The 19,663-nt window shown below is 66.0% G+C and carries 18 protein-coding genes; 16 read left to right on the top strand and 2 right to left on the bottom strand.

What is annotated here, in order from left to right; translation table 11 throughout:
* Window positions 1-10: 10 nt before the first annotated feature.
* From uppS to WS57_RS28635, 13 genes are all read left to right on the top strand, one after another.
* Entirely contained in the window at window positions 11-793 is a 783-nt protein-coding gene (uppS, locus tag WS57_RS28695; RefSeq protein ID WP_009694979.1) for a polyprenyl diphosphate synthase, read from the top strand.
* Window positions 787-1,608 carry a phosphatidate cytidylyltransferase gene (locus WS57_RS28690; protein WP_009694980.1) on the top strand — a complete coding sequence of 274 codons (822 nt, stop codon included), beginning with the start codon at window positions 787-789 and terminating at the stop codon, window positions 1,606-1,608. Before uppS ends, WS57_RS28690 begins: the two co-directional genes overlap by 7 nt.
* 15 nt (window positions 1,609-1,623) lie before the next feature.
* On the top strand, window positions 1,624-2,820 hold the full coding sequence (locus WS57_RS28685) for a 1-deoxy-D-xylulose-5-phosphate reductoisomerase (protein ID WP_059512852.1): 1,197 nt from the start codon (window positions 1,624-1,626) through the stop codon (window positions 2,818-2,820).
* Window positions 2,821-2,831: 11 nt separating this feature from the next.
* Complete coding sequence (rseP, locus tag WS57_RS28680; protein ID WP_059601447.1) at window positions 2,832-4,202, top strand: RIP metalloprotease RseP; 1,371 nt, start codon at window positions 2,832-2,834, stop codon at window positions 4,200-4,202.
* 61 nt (window positions 4,203-4,263) lie between these two features.
* Window positions 4,264-6,573 (top strand): outer membrane protein assembly factor BamA, encoded by a 2,310-nt coding sequence (bamA, locus tag WS57_RS28675; protein ID WP_040127706.1) that lies wholly within the window; start codon window positions 4,264-4,266, stop codon window positions 6,571-6,573.
* Between the two features lie 34 nt (window positions 6,574-6,607).
* Complete coding sequence (locus tag WS57_RS28670; RefSeq protein WP_059512848.1) at window positions 6,608-7,135, top strand: OmpH family outer membrane protein; 528 nt, start codon at window positions 6,608-6,610, stop codon at window positions 7,133-7,135.
* Window positions 7,136-7,151: 16 nt separating this feature from the next.
* Window positions 7,152-8,246 carry a UDP-3-O-(3-hydroxymyristoyl)glucosamine N-acyltransferase gene (lpxD, locus tag WS57_RS28665; protein ID WP_069245182.1) on the top strand — a complete coding sequence of 365 codons (1,095 nt, stop codon included), beginning with the start codon at window positions 7,152-7,154 and terminating at the stop codon, window positions 8,244-8,246.
* 129 nt (window positions 8,247-8,375) lie between these two features.
* Entirely contained in the window at window positions 8,376-8,843 is a 468-nt protein-coding gene (gene fabZ, locus WS57_RS28660) for a 3-hydroxyacyl-ACP dehydratase FabZ (RefSeq protein WP_006402657.1), read from the top strand.
* Window positions 8,844-8,896: 53 nt separating this feature from the next.
* A complete protein-coding gene (lpxA, locus tag WS57_RS28655) occupies window positions 8,897-9,685 on the top strand; it encodes an acyl-ACP--UDP-N-acetylglucosamine O-acyltransferase (RefSeq protein ID WP_009694992.1) in 789 nt (262 codons plus the stop codon).
* Between the two features lie 3 nt (window positions 9,686-9,688).
* Window positions 9,689-10,858: a lipid-A-disaccharide synthase gene (gene lpxB, locus WS57_RS28650; RefSeq protein WP_059512844.1), complete on the top strand. Its 1,170-nt coding sequence runs from the start codon at window positions 9,689-9,691 to the stop codon at window positions 10,856-10,858.
* Window positions 10,855-11,499 carry a ribonuclease HII gene (gene rnhB, locus WS57_RS28645; RefSeq protein WP_059481210.1) on the top strand — a complete coding sequence of 215 codons (645 nt, stop codon included), beginning with the start codon at window positions 10,855-10,857 and terminating at the stop codon, window positions 11,497-11,499. The genes lpxB and rnhB overlap by 4 nt, the downstream gene beginning before the upstream one ends.
* Window positions 11,496-12,278 carry a TrmH family RNA methyltransferase gene (locus WS57_RS28640; RefSeq protein ID WP_059512842.1) on the top strand — a complete coding sequence of 261 codons (783 nt, stop codon included), beginning with the start codon at window positions 11,496-11,498 and terminating at the stop codon, window positions 12,276-12,278. The genes rnhB and WS57_RS28640 overlap by 4 nt, the downstream gene beginning before the upstream one ends.
* A gap of 120 nt (window positions 12,279-12,398) precedes the next feature.
* Window positions 12,399-13,862, top strand: coding sequence for an IS1182 family transposase (locus tag WS57_RS28635; protein WP_155741224.1), 1,464 nt, complete (start codon window positions 12,399-12,401; stop codon window positions 13,860-13,862).
* Window positions 13,863-13,974: 112 nt separating this feature from the next.
* On the opposite strand, the gene ppsR is transcribed toward WS57_RS28635, so the two are convergent.
* On the bottom strand, window positions 13,975-14,790 hold the full coding sequence (gene ppsR / locus WS57_RS28630) for a pyruvate, water dikinase regulatory protein (protein ID WP_040127701.1): 816 nt from the start codon (window positions 14,788-14,790) through the stop codon (window positions 13,975-13,977).
* A 375-nt stretch (window positions 14,791-15,165) separates the two neighbouring features.
* Between ppsR and ppsA the strand changes: the two genes are divergently transcribed.
* The 3 genes from ppsA (at window position 15,166) to WS57_RS28615 (ending at window position 19,103) form a co-directional block, all read left to right on the top strand.
* Window positions 15,166-17,565 carry a phosphoenolpyruvate synthase gene (gene ppsA / locus WS57_RS28625; RefSeq protein ID WP_009694999.1) on the top strand — a complete coding sequence of 800 codons (2,400 nt, stop codon included), beginning with the start codon at window positions 15,166-15,168 and terminating at the stop codon, window positions 17,563-17,565.
* A 122-nt stretch (window positions 17,566-17,687) separates the two neighbouring features.
* On the top strand, window positions 17,688-18,122 hold the full coding sequence (locus WS57_RS28620; RefSeq protein WP_009688259.1) for an NfeD family protein: 435 nt from the start codon (window positions 17,688-17,690) through the stop codon (window positions 18,120-18,122).
* A 33-nt stretch (window positions 18,123-18,155) separates the two neighbouring features.
* Window positions 18,156-19,103, top strand: coding sequence for an SPFH domain-containing protein (locus tag WS57_RS28615; RefSeq protein ID WP_069245181.1), 948 nt, complete (start codon window positions 18,156-18,158; stop codon window positions 19,101-19,103).
* An 88-nt stretch (window positions 19,104-19,191) separates the two neighbouring features.
* On the opposite strand, the gene smpB is transcribed toward WS57_RS28615, so the two are convergent.
* Window positions 19,192-19,638 (bottom strand): SsrA-binding protein SmpB, encoded by a 447-nt coding sequence (smpB, locus tag WS57_RS28610; RefSeq protein WP_009688257.1) that lies wholly within the window; start codon window positions 19,636-19,638, stop codon window positions 19,192-19,194.
* Window positions 19,639-19,663: the final 25 nt, after the last annotated feature.

The raw sequence follows: 19,663 nt of genomic DNA, 5'->3' as shown, positions 1-19,663 counted from the left end.
CTCAACGGCCATGACCTATACCAGCTCTACCGTTCGCGTGCCTGACGTCGGCGTCGTGCCGCGTCATATCGCGATCATCATGGACGGCAACGGCCGTTGGGCGACTGAACGCCGCTTGCCGCGCGTCGCGGGGCATACCCGCGGCGTCGACGCCGTGCGGGCAGTGGTCGAAGGCTGCGCGCGCGCCGGCGTCGAATATCTGACGCTGTTCGCGTTCAGCTCGGAAAACTGGCGGCGGCCGAACGACGAAGTGTCGTTCCTGATGCGCCTGTTCATCACCGCGCTCGAGCGCGAAGTCGGCAAGCTGCATGCAAACGGCATCCGCCTGCGCGTGGTCGGCGATCTCGAGCGCTTCGAGCCGCGCATCCGCGAGCTGATCCGCCGCGCCGAGACCAAGACGGCGCGCAATACCCGTCTTACGCTGACCATCGCCGCGAACTATGGCGGCCGGTGGGACATCCTGCAGGCGACGAAGAAGCTCGTCGAGCAGGCCGTGCGCGAGGGCCGCGAGGTCGAGGTGACCGAAGACGCCTTTGCGCCGCACCTGGCGATGGCCTATGCGCCGGAGCCCGACCTGTTCATCCGCACCGGCGGCGAGCAGCGCGTCAGCAACTTCCTGCTGTGGCAGCTCGCCTACGCCGAATTCTATTTCACCGACAAATACTGGCCGGACTTCGACGGTGCGGCGCTGGCCGACGCGCTGGCGTCGTATACCGAGCGCGAGCGCCGTTTCGGGCGCACGAGCGCACAGCTCGAACCGCAGTCGCAGAACGCCGACTCCCTTTCATGCTGAAAACCCGTGTGATCACGGCGATCGTGATGCTGGCAGTGTTGCTGCCGGTGACGCTGTTCGCGCCGCTGGCCGCGTTCGGCGCGCTGATCGGCGTCGTGCTCGTGTTCGCCGCGTGGGAATGGGCGCGCCTGCTGAAGCTCGGCGGCGCCGGCCCGATCGTCTATGCCGGAGTCGCGGCGCTGGCGCTCGCGGCCACCACGCCGCTCGGCGTCGATACCGCAGCGTCCCGTCCCCTTTTTGCCGCGGCCGGCGTGTTCTGGCTGGCGGTCGGCCCGTTTGCGCTGCGGCGCAAGCCCGAGCTCGCCGGCGGCGTGTGGCGCCCGTTCCTGCTCGCGGCCGGCCTGGTGATTTTCGCGGCCTGCTGGCATGCGCTGGTGGCCGCGCGCGCGCAGGGCGTGCCGTTCGTGCTGTCGCTGCTGCTGGTGGTCTGGCTTGCCGATATCGGCGCATATTTCGCGGGCAAGGCCTTCGGAAAGCGTAAACTGGCCATCACGATCAGTCCCGGCAAGAGCTGGGAAGGGGCGGTGGGCGGCTGGCTCGCGGTGATGATCGTCGCCGGCGTCGCGATGGTCGCGCACTTGTTCGAACCGACCCTGTTTTCCGCATTCGCCGCGCGCTACGGCTTGCCCGGCGCGCTGGCCGCGCTGACGCTGCTCGTCGTGTACAGCGTGATCGGCGACCTGTTCGAGTCGCTGCTCAAGCGTCAGGCGGGCGTGAAGGACTCGAGCGGACTGCTGCCGGGCCATGGCGGCGTGCTCGACCGGGTCGACGCGCTGCTGCCGGTGCTGCCGCTCGCGATGCTGCTGCTTGGTTAAACCACTATTTCTGTTATGCAAAAACGTCTGACATTGCTCGGTTCCACGGGCTCGATCGGAGACAGCACGCTCGACGTGGTCGCGCGCCACCCCGAGCGCTTCTCGGTCTACGCGCTGACCGCGCACCGCAACGGCGACAAGCTGGTCGAACAGTGCCTGCGCTTCGCGCCCGAAGTCGCGGTGGTCGGCGATGCGCAGACGGCTGCCCACGTCGAAGCGCGGCTGCGCGCGGCGGGCAGCAGGACGACGGTGCTGTACGGGCCGCAGGCACTCGTCGACGTGTCGAAGAGCGACGGCTGCGACACGGTCGTCGCGGCGATCGTCGGCGCCGCGGGCCTGGCGCCGAGCCTCGCGGCCGCGCGGGCGGGCAAGCGCATCCTGCTCGCGAACAAGGAATCGCTCGTGATGTCGGGCGCGATCTTCATGGACGCGGTGCGCGACCATGGCGCGATCCTGCTGCCGGTGGACAGCGAGCACAACGCGATTTTCCAGTGCATGCCGCGCGACGCGGCCGAGCACGGCGGGATCGCGAAGATCATCCTGACCGCGTCGGGCGGCCCGTTCCGCACGCGCGAGCCGGCGACGCTCGTCGACGTGACGCCGGACGAGGCCTGCAAGCACCCGAACTGGGTGATGGGCCGCAAGATCTCGGTCGATTCCGCGACGATGATGAACAAGGGCCTCGAGGTGATTGAGGCGCACTGGATCTTCGGGCTGCCGGGAGACCGGATCGACGTGCTGATCCATCCGCAGAGCGTGATCCATTCGCTGGTGTCGTATCGCGACGGCTCGGTGCTCGCGCAGCTCGGCAATCCTGACATGCGCACACCGATCGCGCACGCGCTCGCGTTCCCGGAGCGCGTCGACGCGGGCGTCGATCAGCTCGACCTCGCGCAGATCGCGCAGCTGTCGTTCGAAAAGCCCGACTACGCGCGCTTCCCGTGTCTCGCGCTCGCGCTGAAGGCGCTTGAGGAGGGCGGCATCGCGAGCGCCGCGTTGAACGCGGCGAACGAGGTTGCGGTCGAAGCGTTTCTCGAGCGCCGGATCGGCTTCATGACGATCGCGGCGACGGTCGACGCGGTGCTCGACGCGCTGCCGAACCGTTCGCCGAACGGCCTCGACGACGTTCTTGCGGCGGATGCCGAGGCGCGCCGCCTCGCCGCCGCGTTCATTGCGAAAGCGCCTGCGCCACGCGTGGAGCGTACTGTCTGAATGAGGTGCTCATGAACGTGCTGGTCGAACTGGTCGCGTTTGCAGTGGCGATCGGGGTGCTGGTCGTCGTGCATGAGTATGGACACTATCGCGTCGCGCGCTGGTGCGGCGTGAAGGTGCTGCGCTTCTCGATCGGTTTCGGCCAGCCCGTCGCCCGCTGGGTGAGCCGCAGGACCGGCACCGAATGGACGCTGTCCGCGCTGCCGCTCGGCGGCTACGTGAAGATGCTCGACGAGCGCGAGCCGGGCCCGGGCGTGAAGCCTGAGGAACTCGGCCAGGCGTTCAACCGGCAGTCGGTCGGCAAGCGCATCGCGATCGTCGCGGCCGGGCCGATTGCCAACTTCCTGTTGGCAATCGCGCTGTTTTCCGCCGTTTTCGCGACCGGCGTGACCGAGCCGGCCGCGATCATTGCGCCGCCGGCCGCCGGCACGGCGGCTGCGCGCGCGGGCTTCGACGGCAACGAGACGATCGTGTCGCTGCGCAACGCGCAGGGCGGCGAGGCCGAGCCCGTGCGCTCGTGGTCGGATCTGCGCTGGAAGCTGCTGTCGGCCGCCTTCGATCATCGCGAGGTCGTGCTCGGCGCGCGCGACGGCGACACCACCTTCGATTTCCGCGTCGACCTGCGCAACGTGCCCGAAAGCGCGCTCGACGACGATTTCATGATGCATCTCGGCTTCGAGACGGGCGGCGGCACGCTGTCGGTCGCGTCGGTGCAGCCCGGCAGCGCGGCGCAGCAGGCCGGCCTGAAGCCCGGCGACAAGCTGCTCGCGCTCGACGGCGAGCGGATCGGCGGCGCGTCGCGCTTCATCGACGCGGTGAAGCACGATGCGGGCAAGACGCTGCAGCTGCAGATCGAGCGCAACGGCGTCGCGCAGACGCTGACGATCGTGCCGCAGGCGCAGCGCGACGACGAGACGGGGCAGCAGATCGGCCGCATCGGCGCGGCGCTGTCGATGCATACGCCGAGCGTCGACGTGCGCTACGGGCCCTTCGAGAGCCTCAGGCTCGGTGCGCGCCGCACCTGGGACATCGCCGTGTATTCGCTGCGGATGTTCGGGCGCATGATTACCGGCGACGCGTCGCTGAAGAACCTGTCCGGCCCGGTGACGATCGCCGACTACGCGGGCAAGAGCGCGCGGCTCGGTCCGTCGGCGTTCCTGTCGTTCCTCGCCCTTGTCAGCATTAGCCTCGGCGTGCTGAACTTGTTGCCGATTCCCGTTTTGGACGGGGGGCATCTGTTATATTATCTGGTTGAAGCCGCGACCGGGAAAGCCGTTTCGGAGCGCTGGCAGCTGATTCTGCAAAGAGCCGGGTTGATCTGCATCGTCGCGTTGTCGGCAATCGCATTGTTCAACGACCTGGCTCGGTTAATCCATTTCTGAAGCGTCAGGCGGCGGCCAGCGGGCAGTCGCCTGATTTGATGCAGCTAAATATTGGGGATGCATGTTGTTCAAACCTCATCGCTTTGTACCTAAGACAGTTGCAGCGGCCGCGCTCGCCGCTCACGGCCTCGCGGCGCATGCAGCGGCACCGTTCGTGGTGCAAGACATCAAGATCGAGGGGCTGCAGCGCGTCGAACCGGGTTCCGTATTCGCATACCTGCCGATCAAGCAAGGCGATACCTTCACCGACGACAAGGCATCCGAAGCAATCCGCGCGCTGTACGCGACGGGCTTTTTCAACGACGTGCGCATCGCCACCCAGGGCAACGTCGTGATCGTGCAGGTGCAGGAGCGTCCGGCCATCGCGTCGATCGACTTCACCGGCACGAAGGAATTCGACAAGGACAACCTGACGAAGGCGCTGCGCGCAGTCGGCCTCGCCGACGGCCGCTACTACGACAAGGCGCTCGTCGACAAGGCCGAGCAGGAACTCAAGCGCCAGTACCTGACGCGCGGCTTCTACGCGGCCGAAGTGAAGACGACGGTCACGCCGGTCGACGCGAACCGCGTGTCGATCCTGTTCGCGGTCGCCGAAGGGCCGAGCGCGAAGATCCGCCAGATCAACTTCATCGGCAACAAGGCGTTCAGCACGAGCACGCTGCGCGACGAAATGCAGCTGTCGACGCCGAACTGGTTCTCCTGGTACACGAAGAACGACCTGTACTCGAAGGAAAAGCTCACCGGCGACCTCGAGGCGGTGCGCTCGTACTACCTGAACCGCGGCTACCTCGAATTCAACATCGAGTCGACCCAGGTGTCGATCTCGCCCGACAAGAAGGACATGTACCTGACGGTCACGCTGCACGAAGGCGAGCCGTACACGGTGTCGGGCATCAAGCTGTCGGGCAACCTGCTCGACCGCGAAGCCGAACTCAACAAGCTGATCAAGATCAAGCCGGGCGACCGCTTCTCGGCCGAGAAGCTGCAGCAGACGACGAAGGCGATCGTCGACAAGCTCGGCGAATACGGCTACGCATTCGCGACCGTCAACGCGCAGCCGGACATCGACCAGGCGAACCACAAGGTGAACCTGAATCTCGTCGTCGATCCGAGCCGCCGCGTGTACGTGCGACGCATCAACGTGATCGGCAACACGCGCACGCGCGACGAAGTGGTGCGCCGCGAAATGCGCCAGCTCGAGAGCTCGTGGTTCGATTCGAACCGCCTCGCGCTGTCGAAGGACCGCGTGAACCGCCTCGGCTACTTCACCGACGTCGACGTGACGACGGTGCCCGTCGAAGGCACGAACGACCAGGTCGACGTGAACGTGAAGGTCGCGGAAAAGCCGACCGGCGCGATCACGCTCGGTGCGGGCTTCTCGTCGACCGACAAGGTCGTGCTGTCGGCCGGCGTGTCGCAGGACAACGTGTTCGGCTCGGGCACCAGCCTCGCGGTGAACGTCAACACCGCGCGCAGCTACCGCACGCTGACCGTCACGCAGGTCGACCCGTACTTCACGGTCGACGGCATCAAGCGGATCACCGACGTCTACTACCGCACGTACCAGCCGCTCTACTATTCGACCAGCTCGAGCTTCCGGATCATCAGCGCGGGCGGCAACCTGAAGTTCGGCATCCCGTTCTCGGAAGTCGACACCGTCTACTTCGGCGCGGGCTTCGAGCAGAACCGCCTCGACGTCGACTCGAACACGCCGCAGAGCTACCAGGATTACGTGAACGAGTTCGGCCGCGTGTCGAACACGGTGCCGCTGACGGTCGCGTGGTCGCGCGATGCGCGCGACAGCGCGCTGATCCCGAGCCGCGGCTACTTCACGCAGGCCAACGTCGAATACGGCGTGCCGGTCGGCAAGATCCAGTACTACAAGGCCGACCTGCAGGCGCAGTACTACTATTCGTTCTCGCGCGGCTTCATCCTGGGCCTGAACCTGCAGGGCGGCTACGGTAACGGCATCGGCAACCCGTACCCGATCTTCAAGAACTACTACGCGGGCGGTATCGGCTCCGTGCGTGGCTACGAGCCGAGCTCGCTGGGCCCGCGCGACACGAAGACGAACGACCCGATCGGCGGTTCGAAGATGCTCGTCGGCAACATCGAGCTGACGTTCCCGCTGCCGGGCACGGGCTACGACCGCACGCTGCGCGTGTTCACGTTCCTCGACGGCGGCAACGTATGGGGCAATGCACCGGGCGGCACCAGTACCGGTGCGAACGGCCTGCGTTACGGCTACGGTGTGGGTCTTGCGTGGATCTCGCCGATCGGCCCGCTGAAGCTGAGCCTCGGCTTCCCGCTGCAGAAGCACGAGGGCGACCAGTACCAGAAATTCCAGTTCCAGATCGGGACGGCGTTCTGATCGAACGCATAACAACAGCAACGAGAGGGTAATTTTGCTAACCGGTAAGTTTTCGAAACGAGTGTTGTGTGCGCTGACCGTTGCGCTGGCCTTGGGCGCGGCGACGGCACACGCACAGGACGTCGCCCGCATCGCGGCGGTCAATTCGGATCGGATCCTGCGCGAGTCGGCGCCCGCGAAGGCGGCGCAGACGAAGCTCGAAGCCGAGTTCGCGAAGCGCGACAAGGATCTGCAGGACATGGCGGCGCGCCTGAAATCGTTGTCCGATTCGCTGGACAAGAACGGCACGTCGATGTCCGCGGCCGATCGCGCGCAGAAGCAGCGTGACCTTGCCCAGCTCGATACCGACTTCCAGCGCAAGCAGCGCGAGTTCCGCGAAGACCTGAACCAGCGTCGCAACGAGGAACTGGCGGCCGTGCTGGACAAGGCGAACAAGGTCATCAAGCAGATTGCCGAGCAGCAGAATTACGACCTGATCGTGCAGGAAGCCGTGTACGTCAGCCCGCGCATCGACATCACCGACAAGGTGCTCAAGGCGCTCGCGTCCGGCCCGACGAACTGAACGGAGCAGACGACGAATGGCATTGACGCTTGAGGAACTCGTAAAGCGGTTCGGCGGCGAGATCGTCGGCGATCCCCTCTGCAAGGTAGCCGGCCTCGCGCCGCTCGATCAGGCAGGCCCGCAGCAGCTCGCGTTCCTCGCGAACCCGAAGTACCTGTCGCAGGTCAACGCGACCGGCGCCGGCGCCGTGCTGATCGCGCCGAAGGATCTGGAAAAGCTGGGTACGGCCGGCCCCCGGACGGCCGGCCCCCGCAACTTCATCGTGACGCCGAATCCGTACGCGTACTTCGCGCGCGTCGCGCAGATGTTCATCGATCTCGCCACGCCGCCGCGCGCGGCCGGCATCCATCCGAGCGCGACGGTCGATCCGGTCGCGAAGATCGCCGCGAGCGCGGTGATCGGCCCGCACGTGACGGTCGAAGCGGGCGCCGTGATCGAGGACGGCGTGCAACTCGACGCGAACGTATTCGTCGGCCGCGGCACGACGATCGGCGCGGGCTCGCACCTGTATCCGAATGCATCGGTCTACCACGGCTGCAAGATCGGCCCGCGCGTGATCATCCATGCGGGCGCAGTGATCGGCTCCGACGGTTTCGGCTTCGCGCCGGACTTCGTCGGCGAAGGCGACGCGCGCACCGGCAGCTGGGTCAAGATCCCGCAGGTCGGCGGCGTGACGATCGGCCCGGACGTCGAGATCGGCGCGAACACGACGATCGACCGCGGCGCGATGGCGGACACCGTCATCGAGGAATGCGTGAAGATCGACAATCAGGTCCAGATCGCGCACAACTGCCGGATCGGCGCCTATACGGTGATCGCCGGCAGCGCGGGCATCGCGGGCAGCACGACGATCGGCCGCCACTGCATGATCGGCGGCGCGGTCGGGATCGCCGGCCACGTGACGCTCGGCGACTACGTGATCATCACCGCGAAATCGGGCGTGTCGAAATCGCTGCCGAAGGCCGGCATCTACACGAGCGCATTCCCGGCCGTCGACCACGGCGAGTGGAACAGGAGCGCCGCGCTCGTGCGCAACCTCGACAAGCTGCGCGACCGCATCAAGGCGCTCGAAACCGCGCTCGCCGCCAAGGGCGGCGAGACGGACGCCTGACCAGACCATGCGAGACCATGAACCGGGCACGGCCAGCGCATCCGGCCCGGTTCGCCAGACAGGGCCGCACGACGGCCCGCTCCAGCCTTTGCTTCACCACCGCGCAGCCTCTGCGTGAGACGAACCATCATGAGCACTGAAAAAATCAACCTCGACATTCACAAGATCCTCACGCTGCTGCCGCATCGCTATCCGATTCTGCTCGTCGATCGCGTGCTCGAACTCGAGCCGCACAAAGGCATCAAAGCGCTGAAGAATGTGTCGATCAACGAGCCGTTCTTCCAGGGGCATTTCCCGAAGCGGCCGGTGATGCCGGGCGTGCTGATTCTCGAGGCGCTCGCCCAGGCGGCCGCGCTGCTGACCTTCTCGGAAGAGCAGCCGAAGGACCCGGAAAACACGCTGTACTACTTCGTCGGGATCGACGGCGCGCGCTTCAAGCGCGTGGTCGAACCGGGCGATCAACTGATTCTGAACGTGACGTTCGAACGCTACATCCGCGGCATCTGGAAGTTCAAGGCGGTGGCGGAAGTGGACGGCAAGGTGGCGGCGGAAGCCGAACTGATGTGCACGGTCAAGACGGCCGACGCGGCGCCCTGAGCGACGCGACACGCATCGGCAACGCAACCCATCACATCGAGAGGCAACGGCGCATGACCAGGATTCATCCCACCGCGATCGTCGAACCGGGCGCGCAGATCGACGAATCGGTCGAGATCGGCCCGTACGCGATCGTCGGTCCGCACGTCACGATCGGCGCGCGCACGACGATCGGTTCGCACAGCGTGATCGAAGGGCATACGACGCTCGGCGAAGACAACCGCATCGGCCATTACGCATCGGTCGGCGGTCGTCCGCAGGACATGAAGTACAACGACGAGCCGACCCGGCTCGTGATCGGCAACCGCAACACGATCCGCGAGTTCACGACGATCCACACGGGCACCGTGCAGGACAGCGGCGTGACGACGCTCGGCGACGACAACTGGATCATGGCCTACGTGCATATCGGCCATGACTGCCGCGTCGGCAACCACGTGATCCTGTCGAGCAACGCGCAGATGGCCGGTCACGTCGAAATCGGCGACTGGGCGATCATCGGCGGGATGTCGGGCGTGCACCAGTTCGTGCGCATCGGCGCGCATGCGATGCTCGGCGGCGCGTCGGCGCTCGTGCAGGACGTGCCGCCGTTCGTGATCGCGGCCGGCAACAAGGCGGAGCCGCACGGAATCAACATCGAGGGGCTGCGCCGTCGCGGCTTCTCGCCGGATGCGATCTCGGCGCTGCGCAGCGCCTACCGGCTGCTGTACAAGAACGGCCTGTCGCTCGAGGAGGCGAAGACGCAGCTGCGCGAGCTGGCGGAAGCCGGCGGCGACGGCGATGCGCCCGTCAAGGCGCTCGTCGCGTTCATCGAAGCATCCCAGCGCGGCATCATTCGCTAAGCGATGACGCTTCCGACCACTCAGCTCCGGCTCGCGATGGTGGCGGGCGAGCCGTCGGGCGATCTGCTCGCGGCATCGCTGCTCGGCGGGCTGCGCGAGCGGCTGCCGGCATCCACGCAGTATTACGGGATCGGCGGGCCGCGGATGATCGCGCAGGGCTTCGACTCGCACTGGCAGATGGACAAGCTGACGGTGCGCGGCTACGTCGAGGCGCTGGGCCAGATCCCCGAGATCCTGCGGATTCGCGGCGAGCTGAAGCGCCAGCTGCTCGCGGAGCGGCCGGACGCGTTCATCGGCGTCGACGCGCCCGATTTCAACTTCAACGTCGAGCAGGCTGCGCGCGACGCGGGCATTCCGTCGATCCACTTCGTGTGTCCGTCGATCTGGGCGTGGCGCGGCGGGCGGATCAAGAAGATCGCGAAGTCCGTCGATCACATGCTGTGCCTGTTCCCGTTCGAGCCGGCGATTCTCGACAAGGCCGGCGTCGCGTCGACCTACGTCGGCCATCCGCTCGCCGACGACATCCCGCTCGAACCCGACACGCACGGCGCGCGCATCGCGCTCGGGCTGCCGGCCGACGGCCCCGTGATCGCGGTGCTGCCGGGCAGCCGGCGCTCGGAGATCGCGCTGATCGGCCCGACCTTCTTCGCGGCGATGGCGCTGATGCAGCAGCGCGAGCCGGGCCTGCGCTTCGTGATGCCGGCCGCGACGCCCGCATTGCGCGAACTGCTGCAGCCGCTCGTCGACGCGCATCCGCAGCTCGCGCTGACGATCACCGACGGCCGCTCGCAGGTCGCGATGACGGCCGCCGACGCGATCCTCGTGAAGAGCGGCACGGTGACGCTGGAAGCCGCGCTGCTGAAAAAGCCGATGGTGATCTCGTACAAGGTGCCCTGGCTGACCGGACAGATCATGCGCCGGCAGGGCTATCTGCCGTACGTCGGGCTGCCGAACATCCTCGCGGGGCGCTTCGTGGTGCCCGAGCTGCTGCAGCATTTCGCGACGCCCGAGGCGCTCGCCGATGCGACGCTCACGCAACTGCGCGACGATGCGAATCGTCGCACGCTGACCGAAGTCTTTACCGAAATGCACCTTTCGCTGCGGCAGAACACGGCCGCGAAGGCGGCCGAAGCGGTCGCGCGCGTGCTCGAACAACGCAAGGGGCGCGCATGACCGCAGTCGGCACATCGCGGCGCCGCGCGTCGGACGACGCGCAGGGCGGCTTCGACTTCAGCCGGCCCGACGAGATCGTCTGCGGCGTCGACGAAGCCGGGCGCGGCCCGCTCGCGGGGCCAGTGGTGGCCGCCGCGGTGATCCTCGATCCCGCGCAGCCGATCGACGGCCTCGACGATTCGAAGGCGCTGTCCGCGAAGAAGCGCGACGCGCTGTACGAGCTGATCATCGCGCGCTCGGTGTCGTACTGCGTCGCGTCGGCGAGCGTCGACGAGATCGATACGCTGAACATCCTGCACGCGACGATGCTCGCGATGAAGCGGGCCGTCGAAGGGCTGGCGGTGCTGCCGACGCTCGCGCAGATCGACGGCAACCGCTGCCCGACGCTGTCGGTCCGCGCGGAGGCGATCGTCAGCGGTGATGCGCTGGTGCCAAGCATCTCGGCCGCGTCGATCCTCGCGAAAGTCACGCGCGACCGCATGCTGGTCGATCTGCACGAGCGTTTTCCGGTGTACGGTTTCAACGTGCACGCGGGCTACGGCACCCCGAAACACCTTGCGGCGCTGCGCGAGCACGGCCCGTGCGAAGCGCATCGGCGCTCGTTCGCACCCGTGCGCGAAGCGCTCGACCTGATTCGATGAAAGCCATTACGTCAAGGGACAACCCGCTGTACAAGCGCCTGAAGGCGCTCGCGGGTTCGACGCCGCATCAGCGCCGCAGCGGGCAGGCGCTGCTCGAAGGATTCCACCTCGCGAGCGCCTATCTCGATACGGGCGCGACACCCGAGCTGTGCGTCGCGACCGAAGGCGCGCTGGCGCACGCCGAGGCACAGGCGATCGTCGCGCGCATCGACGCGCAGCGCGTCGTCACGCTGCCGGACGCGCTGTTCGGACAACTGTCGAACGTCGTCAGCGGCGTCGGCTTCCTGCTGCTCGTCGATCGTCCTGCGCAGCCGCTGCCCGAGCGCGTCACGCAGTCGTCGGTCGTGCTCGACGGCGTGCAGGACGCCGGCAACGTCGGCTCGATCCTGCGCAGCGCGGCGGCCGCCGGCGTGCGGCACGTGTTCTGCGCGCCGGGCACCGCCTACGCGTGGTCGTCGAAGGTGCTGCGCTCCGGAATGGGCGCGCATTTCCTGCTGTCGATCCACGAGGACGTCGCGCCCGACGCGCTGGCGGCGCGGCTCGACGTGCCCGTCGCGCTGACCGATTCGCACGGCGCGCAGGCGATCTACGACTGCGACCTGTCGGGCCCCCTGGCATGGGTGTTCGGCAACGAGGGCGCGGGCGTGTCGGCGTTCTGGCGCGACGCGGCTGCGCATCGCGTGACGATTCCGCAGCCGGGCGGCATGGAGTCGCTGAACGTCGCCGCGGCCGCGGCCGTGTGCCTGTTCGAGCAGGTCAGGCAGCAGCGGGGCGCTTGAGCTCACGCACACATCGCCGCGCGCATCGAGGGCGAGAACGAAAAAAGGCCGCTCCGAAGAGCGGCTCAGATTGCTGACAAACCCTCGCCAAGTGCGGGGGTTTTGTTTTTTAATGGCGTGATGCTGAAGACGCCCATGCCCACGCAGCACGAACTCGAGATGGTGACGCTCGAGGAACTCGTGCCGAAGGACCACCTGCTGCGCCAGATCGACGCGGCGGTGGATTTCGAGTTCATCCGCGCGAAGGTGGCGCATCTGTATTGCGCGGATAACGGGCGGCCAGCGCTCGATCCCGTGGTGATGTTCAAGCTGCTGTTCATCGGCTACCTGTTTGGGGTGGGCAGCGAGCGGCAACTGATGCGTGAGGTCCAGGTCAACGTCGCCTATCGGTGGTTCGCGCGGTTCCGGCTGACCGACAAGGTGCCGGATGCGTCGACGTTCTCGCAGAATCGCCGCCGCCGCTTCCCGGACACGGTGGTGTATCAGGAGATCTTCGACGAGATCGTGCGGCAGGCAATGAAGCGCGGGTTGGTCGATGGTCGGGTGCTGTACACCGACAGCACGCACCTGAAGGCGAATGCGAACAAAGGCAAGTTTGATGTCGTGAAGCTGGAGCAGACGCCTGCGGCGTACACGGAGGCGCTGAATGCGGCGGTGGATGCGGACCGGGCCGCGCATGGCAAGAAGCCGCTGGATCGCGACGACGACGAGCCGCCGCCGAGCAAGGACACCAAGATCAGCCGAACCGATCCGGACAGCGGCTACATGGTTCGGGACGACAAGCCCAAAGGGTTCTTCTATCTGGACCACCGCACGGTGGATGCCCGGCACGCGATCATCACCGATACGCATGTGACGCCGGCCTCGGTGCACGACAGCCAGCCGTATCTGGATCGGCTGGATCGGCAGCGCGAGCGCTTCGAGTTCAAGGTCGATGCGGTGGGGCTGGATGCGGGCTACTTCACGCCGGCGGTGTGCCAGGGGCTGGAGGAGCGAGGGATTGCCGGGGTGATGGGCTATCGCACGCCGAACCACAAGCCGGGCATGTTCTACAAACGGCAGTTCAAGTACGACGCGTATCGCAACGAATACGTGTGCCCGCAGGGGCAGGCACTGCCTTACAGCACGACCAATCGAGTCGGCTACCGGGAATACAAATCCAACCCGCAGATCTGCCGGCGTTGCCCGGTACGCGCGCAGTGCACGAACAGTGCGAACGCGGTGAAGGTGGTGACGCGCCACGTGTGGGAGCGCGCCAAGGAGAAGGTGGACGCGCGGCGCTTGACCGAATGGGGCCAACGCATTTACGCGCGGCGCAAGGAGACGGTGGAGCGTAGCTTCGCCGATGCCAAGCAACTGCATGGGCACCGTTATGCGCGTATGCGTGGGCTACGCAAGGTGGCCGAGCAGTGCTTGCTGGCCGCGGCGGCGCAGAACATCAAGAAGATCGCGATGCTGGTGGCGCGGAAGCGGAAAAAGGGGCCAGCGGGTCCCGATTGGCGCTTCGTGCGCATGCTGCTGCGTCTGGTGAGCGGTTTGCGCTGCAGCTTCGACTACCCGCTCGCGGCGAGCTCGCAATCCTGATCCCAGAAAGACAAAACCCCACGCTTCCAAAAACGTGGGGTTCGTCAGCAATCTGAGGCCGCGTCGAACGCGGCCTTTTTGCTTCCGGCGGGACGATCGAGCCGCGAGACGGTCAGTACGACTGCCGTTCGAGGCGGATTTCCTGCAGGATCGTCGTTGCGATTTCCTCGATCGACTTGTGCGTCGACGACAGCCACTTGATCCCTTCGCGGCGCATCATCGCCTCGGCCTCGTTGATCTCGTAGCGGCAGTTCTCGGGCGCCGCATACTTGCTGCCGGGCCGGCGCTCGTTGCGGATTTCCGACAGGCGCTGCGGGTCGATCGACAGCCCGAACAGCTTGTCGCGATGCGGCGACAGCGCCGACGGCAGCTTGCCGCGCTCGAAGTCTTCCGGAATCAGCGGATAGTTGGCGGCCTTCACGCCGTACTGCATCGCGAGATACAGGCTGGTCGGCGTCTTGCCGCTGCGCGACACGCCGACCAGGATCACGTCGGCTTCCGACAGGTTGCGGTTCGACTGGCCGTCGTCGTGCGCGAGCGAGAAGTTGATCGCCTCGATCCGCGTCTTGTATTCCTCGGTGTCCGCGTTCTGGTGGCCGCGGCCCATCGCATGGCTCGACTTCAGCTGCAGTTCCTGCTCGAGCGGTTCGACGAAGCGCTGGAACATGTCGAGCACCAGCGCGTTCGAGCGCTTGACGATGTCGTTCGACTCGCTGTCGACGAGCGTCGTGAACACGATCGAGCGGCGGCCGTCGTGCACGGCGGCCTCGTTGATCTTCTCGACGGTCGAATACGCCTTGTCGAGCGAATCGACGAACGGAACGCGTACGAGGCGGAATTTCTGGTCGAACTGCGAGAGGATCGAATGCGCGAAGGTTTCGGCAGTGATCCCGGTGCCGTCGGACACGATGAAAACGGTAGGCAGCATGAATCTGGAGGTCGAGCGTGAAGGGCGGGTGCACGGGTGGCTGGAGGGCCTCCTCCAGACGCGGTGACAAGGTCGCGCCACATCCGGCAGCCGGCACGGTAGAATAGCGGCAACCTGTTGGATAAGCAATTGCGGGGGCAGGGCGCGACCGGCGCCCGGAGCATGCCGCGATCGGTCAAAGATTCCCGGCAAGTTCGGCGATTCGTCTGCAAATATCGCCCTTCTGCCGGGATTTTTGCAAATCGGGTCGGAACAATTCCGCCGCTGCGATTGTTTATCTAACAGGTTGCGCAAGACGCGCCGCGCCTTTTTGCAAGCGCCCGCGTTCAAGCCCACTTGCGCGATCGAGCATTTTTTTCACACTTAGGGGCTTGTATGACTAACGCAGCAAACGTCGCAAAGGACCAGGCGTATGTAATTCCGTTCGAGCAGTTGCGGATGACCGATGTGGAGATCGTCGGCGGCAAGAATGCGTCGCTCGGCGAAATGATCAGCCAGCTTTCCGAGGCAGGCGTTCGCGTACCCACCGGTTTCGCCACGACCGCGCTCGCTTTCCGCGATTTCCTCAAGCATAACGACCTCACCGACCGCATCGCCAAGCGTCTCGAGTCGCTCGACATCGACGACGTGAAGGCGCTCGCCGAAGCCGGCGCCGAGATCCGCAAGTGGATCGTCGATGCGCCGCTGCAGCCGCGTCTCGAGCAGGAAATCCGCGCGCAGTTCGAAGTCCTGCAGAACGGCTCGCCGGGCGAGCTGTCGTTCGCCGTGCGCTCGTCCGCCACCGCGGAAGACCTGCCCGACGCCTCGTTCGCAGGCCAGCAGGAGTCGTATCTGAACGTCGTCGGCATCGAGGACGTGCTCGACCGCATGAAGCACGTGTTCGCGTCGCTGTACAACGACCGCGCGATCTCGTATCGCGTGCACAAGGGCTTCACGCACGCCGAGGTCGCGCTGTCGGCCGGCGTGCAGCGCATGGTCCGCTCGGACGTCGGCGCGGCCGGCGTGATGTTCACGATCGACACCGAATCGGGCTTCAAGGACGCCGTGTTCGTCACGTCGAGCTACGGCCTCGGCGAAACCGTCGTGCAGGGCGCCGTGAACCCGGACGAGTTCTACGTGTTCAAGACCACGCTCGCCGACGGCAAGTACCCGATCATCCGCCGCTCGATCGGCTCGAAGCTGATCAAGATGGAGTTCACGCAGCCGGGCGAGCCGGGCCGCGTGAAGACGGTCGACGTGCCGCACGAGCAGCGCAACCGCTACTCGATCACCGACGAAGACGTGATCGAGCTCGCGAAGTACGCGGTCATCATCGAGAAGCACTACCAGCGTCCGATGGACATCGAGTGGGGCAAGGACGGCCGCGACGGCAAGATCTTCATCCTGCAGGCGCGTCCTGAAACGGTGAAGAGCCAGGCGAGCGGCAAGGCCGAGCAGCGCTTCAAGCTGAAGGGCCAGTCGCAGGTGCTGGCGACGGGCCGTGCGATCGGCCAGAAGATCGGCGCGGGTCCCGTGCGCGTGATCCAGGATCCGTCCGAAATGGAGCGCGTGCAGCCGGGCGACGTGCTGGTTGCCGACATGACCGACCCGAACTGGGAGCCGGTGATGAAGCGTGCGTCGGCGATCGTCACGAACCGCGGCGGCCGGACCTGCCACGCGGCGATCATCGCGCGCGAGCTCGGCGTGCCGGCCGTGGTCGGCTGCGGCGACGCGACGGACGTGCTGAAGGACGGCGCGCTCGTCACCGTGTCGTGCGCGGAAGGCGACGAAGGCAAGATCTACGACGGGCTGCTCGAGACGGAAGTCACCGAAGTGCAGCGCGGCGAACTGCCGGAAATCCCGGTGAAGATCATGATGAACGTCGGCAACCCGCAGCTCGCGTTCGACTTCTCGCAGCTGCCGAACGCCGGCGTCGGCCTCGCGCGTCTCGAGTTCATCATCAACAACAACATCGGCGTGCACCCGAAGGCGATCCTCGAGTATCCGAACATCGATCAGGATCTGAAGAAGGCGGTCGAGAGCGTCGCGCGCGGTCATGCGTCGCCGCGTGCGTTCTACGTCGACAAGCTGACCGAAGGCGTCGCGACGATCGCCGCGGCGTTCTATCCGAAGCCCGTGATCGTGCGTCTGTCCGACTTCAAGTCGAACGAGTACAAGAAGCTGATCGGCGGTTCGCGCTACGAGCCGGATGAAGAAAACCCGATGCTCGGCTTCCGCGGCGCGTCGCGCTACATCGCCGACGACTTCGCGCAGGCGTTCGAGATGGAGTGCCGTGCGCTCAAGCGCGTGCGCGACGAGATGGGCCTGACCAACGTCGAGATCATGGTGCCGTTCGTGCGGACCGTGAAGCAGGCGGAGCGCGTCGTCGGGCTGCTCGAGAAGTTCGGCCTGAAGCGCGGCGAAAACGGCCTGCGCCTCGTGATGATGTGCGAAGTGCCGACCAACGCGATCCTCGCCGAAGAGTTCCTGCAGTTCTTCGACGGCTTCTCGATCGGTTCGAACGACCTCACGCAGCTCACGCTCGGCCTCGATCGCGACTCGGGCATGGAACTGCTGGCAGCCGACTTCGACGAGCGCGATCCGGCGGTCAAGTTCCTGCTGAAGCGCGCGATCGATACCTGCCGCAAGATGGGCAAGTACGTCGGCATCTGCGGTCAGGGCCCGTCCGATCACCCGGACTTCGCGCAATGGCTGACCGACGAAGGCATCGTGTCGATCTCGCTGAACCCGGACACGATCATCGAGACGTGGCAGAACCTGGCGAACCGGAAGTAACGGTCGCTCATGCGCGTTCGACGAAATGGCGGTTCGTCCGCACTTTCGTTGAAGGCAAAATGAAAGGTTTGTGATATAAACACCCCGGTAGCACCGGGGTGTTTTCGTTTGCAGGAGACCACATGATGTCGGGGCATCTGTTCTGGTGGGTCGCGGTGGGCGTGCTGGTGGTGGCCGAGCTGCTGACCGGCACGTTCTATCTGCTGATGATCGCGCTCGGCTTTCTCGCGGGCGGGCTGCTGCAGCTCGCGGGGTTCGCGCCGCACGTGCAGTTCGGCGCGGCCGCCGCAGTGGCGCTCGTCGCGATGATCGTGTTGCGCCGCTCGGGGCTCGGGCGCCGGCAGAAGCGCGACACGTCGACCAATCCCGACGTCAATCTCGATATCGGCGCGACCGTCACGGTCGATGCGTGGCATGACGGCCGCGCGCGCGTGCAGTATCGCGGCGCCGACTGGGATGTCGAGCTCGCGCGCGGCGAGCGCGACGATGCGCGCGTGTACCAGGTCAGCGCCGTGCGCGGCAACTGTCTGGTGGTCGTGGCGAAACCCGCGGGCTGATCGTCCGCTGAAATAACAAGGAGGGAATGCTTGATGGATTCGCTGATCATCTGGGTTGTCCTGCTCGTCATCGCGATCGTGATCGTCTCGAAGACGGTGAAGATCGTGCCGCAGCAGCATGCATGGGTGCTCGAACGCTTCGGGCGCTATCACGCGACGCTGTCGCCGGGGCTGAACATCGTGCTGCCGTTCGTCGATCGCATCGCATACCGGCACGTGCTGAAGGAGATCCCGCTCGACGTGCCGAGCCAGATCTGCATCACGCGCGACAACACGCAGCTGCAGGTCGACGGCGTGCTGTACTTCCAGGTCACCGATCCGATGAAGGCGTCGTACGGGTCGAGCAACTTCGTGCTCGCGATCACGCAGCTCGCGCAGACGACGCTGCGTTCGGTGGTCGGCAAGCTCGAGCTCGACAAGACTTTCGAGGAGCGCGACTTCATCAACCACAACATCGTGTCGGCGCTCGACCAGGCCGCGGCGAACTGGGGCGTGAAGGTGTTGCGCTACGAGATCAAGGATCTGACGCCGCCGAAGGAGATCCTGCACGCGATGCAGGCGCAGATCACCGCGGAGCGCGAGAAGCGTGCGCTGATCGCCGCGTCGGAAGGCCGCAAGCAGGAGCAGATCAATCTTGCGTCGGGCGCGCGCGAGGCAGCGATCCAGAAGTCCGAAGGCGAGCGGCAGGCCGCGATCAACCAGGCGCAGGGCGAGGCCGCGGCGATTCTCGCGGTGGCCGAGGCCAATGCGCAGGCGATCCAGAAGATCGCGAGCGCGATCCAGTCGCAGGGCGGGATGGATGCGGTGAACCTGAAGGTGGCCGAGCAGTATGTCGGCGCGTTCTCGAATCTGGCGAAGCAGGGCAATACGCTGATCGTGCCGTCGGACCTGTCGGATCTCGGGACTGCGATCGCGTCGGCGTTGACGATCGTCAAGCGCGCGACGCCGGGCGCGGGCGGTGCGTCGAGCGGGAAGGGCTGAGGCCTTCGCGTCGCGTCACGTTTCGCAGAAAGAACAACGGCCCGCGTCGAGCGGGCCGTGTCATTTTGACGCGGGGGGATGCGAGGCGTCAGGCGCCTGCGCGCATGATGCGCGCCTTCTCGCGTTCCCAGTCGCGCTTCTTCTCGGTTTCGCGCTTGTCGTGCAGCTTCTTGCCCTTTGCCAGCGCGATGTCGCACTTCACGCGGCCGCCCTTGTAGTGGAAGTTCAGCGGCACGAGCGTATAGCCGCGCTGCTCGACCTTGCCGATCAGCTTCTTGATCTCGTCGCGGTGCAGCAGCAGCTTGCGCGTGCGCACGGGATCGGGCTTGATGTGCGTCGAGGCCTCGGGCAGCGGGCTGATGTGCGTGCCGATCAGGAAGATCTCCGCGTGCTTGATCACGACGTAGCCTTCCTTGATCTGGCCGCGCCCGGCGCGCAGCGCCTTGACTTCCCAGCCCTCGAGCACGAGCCCCGCTTCGTAGCGTTCCTCGATGTGGTAATCGAAGTGCGCTTTCCTGTTGTCGATGATGCTCATGAAAGGATCGGGCCAACTCGTTTAA

Source organism: Burkholderia pseudomultivorans (assembly GCF_001718415.1).
Lineage (GTDB): Bacteria > Pseudomonadota > Gammaproteobacteria > Burkholderiales > Burkholderiaceae > Burkholderia > Burkholderia pseudomultivorans_A.
Note: the sequence above shows the minus strand (reverse complement) of the source record. Positions and strands in the feature narration are given on the sequence as shown.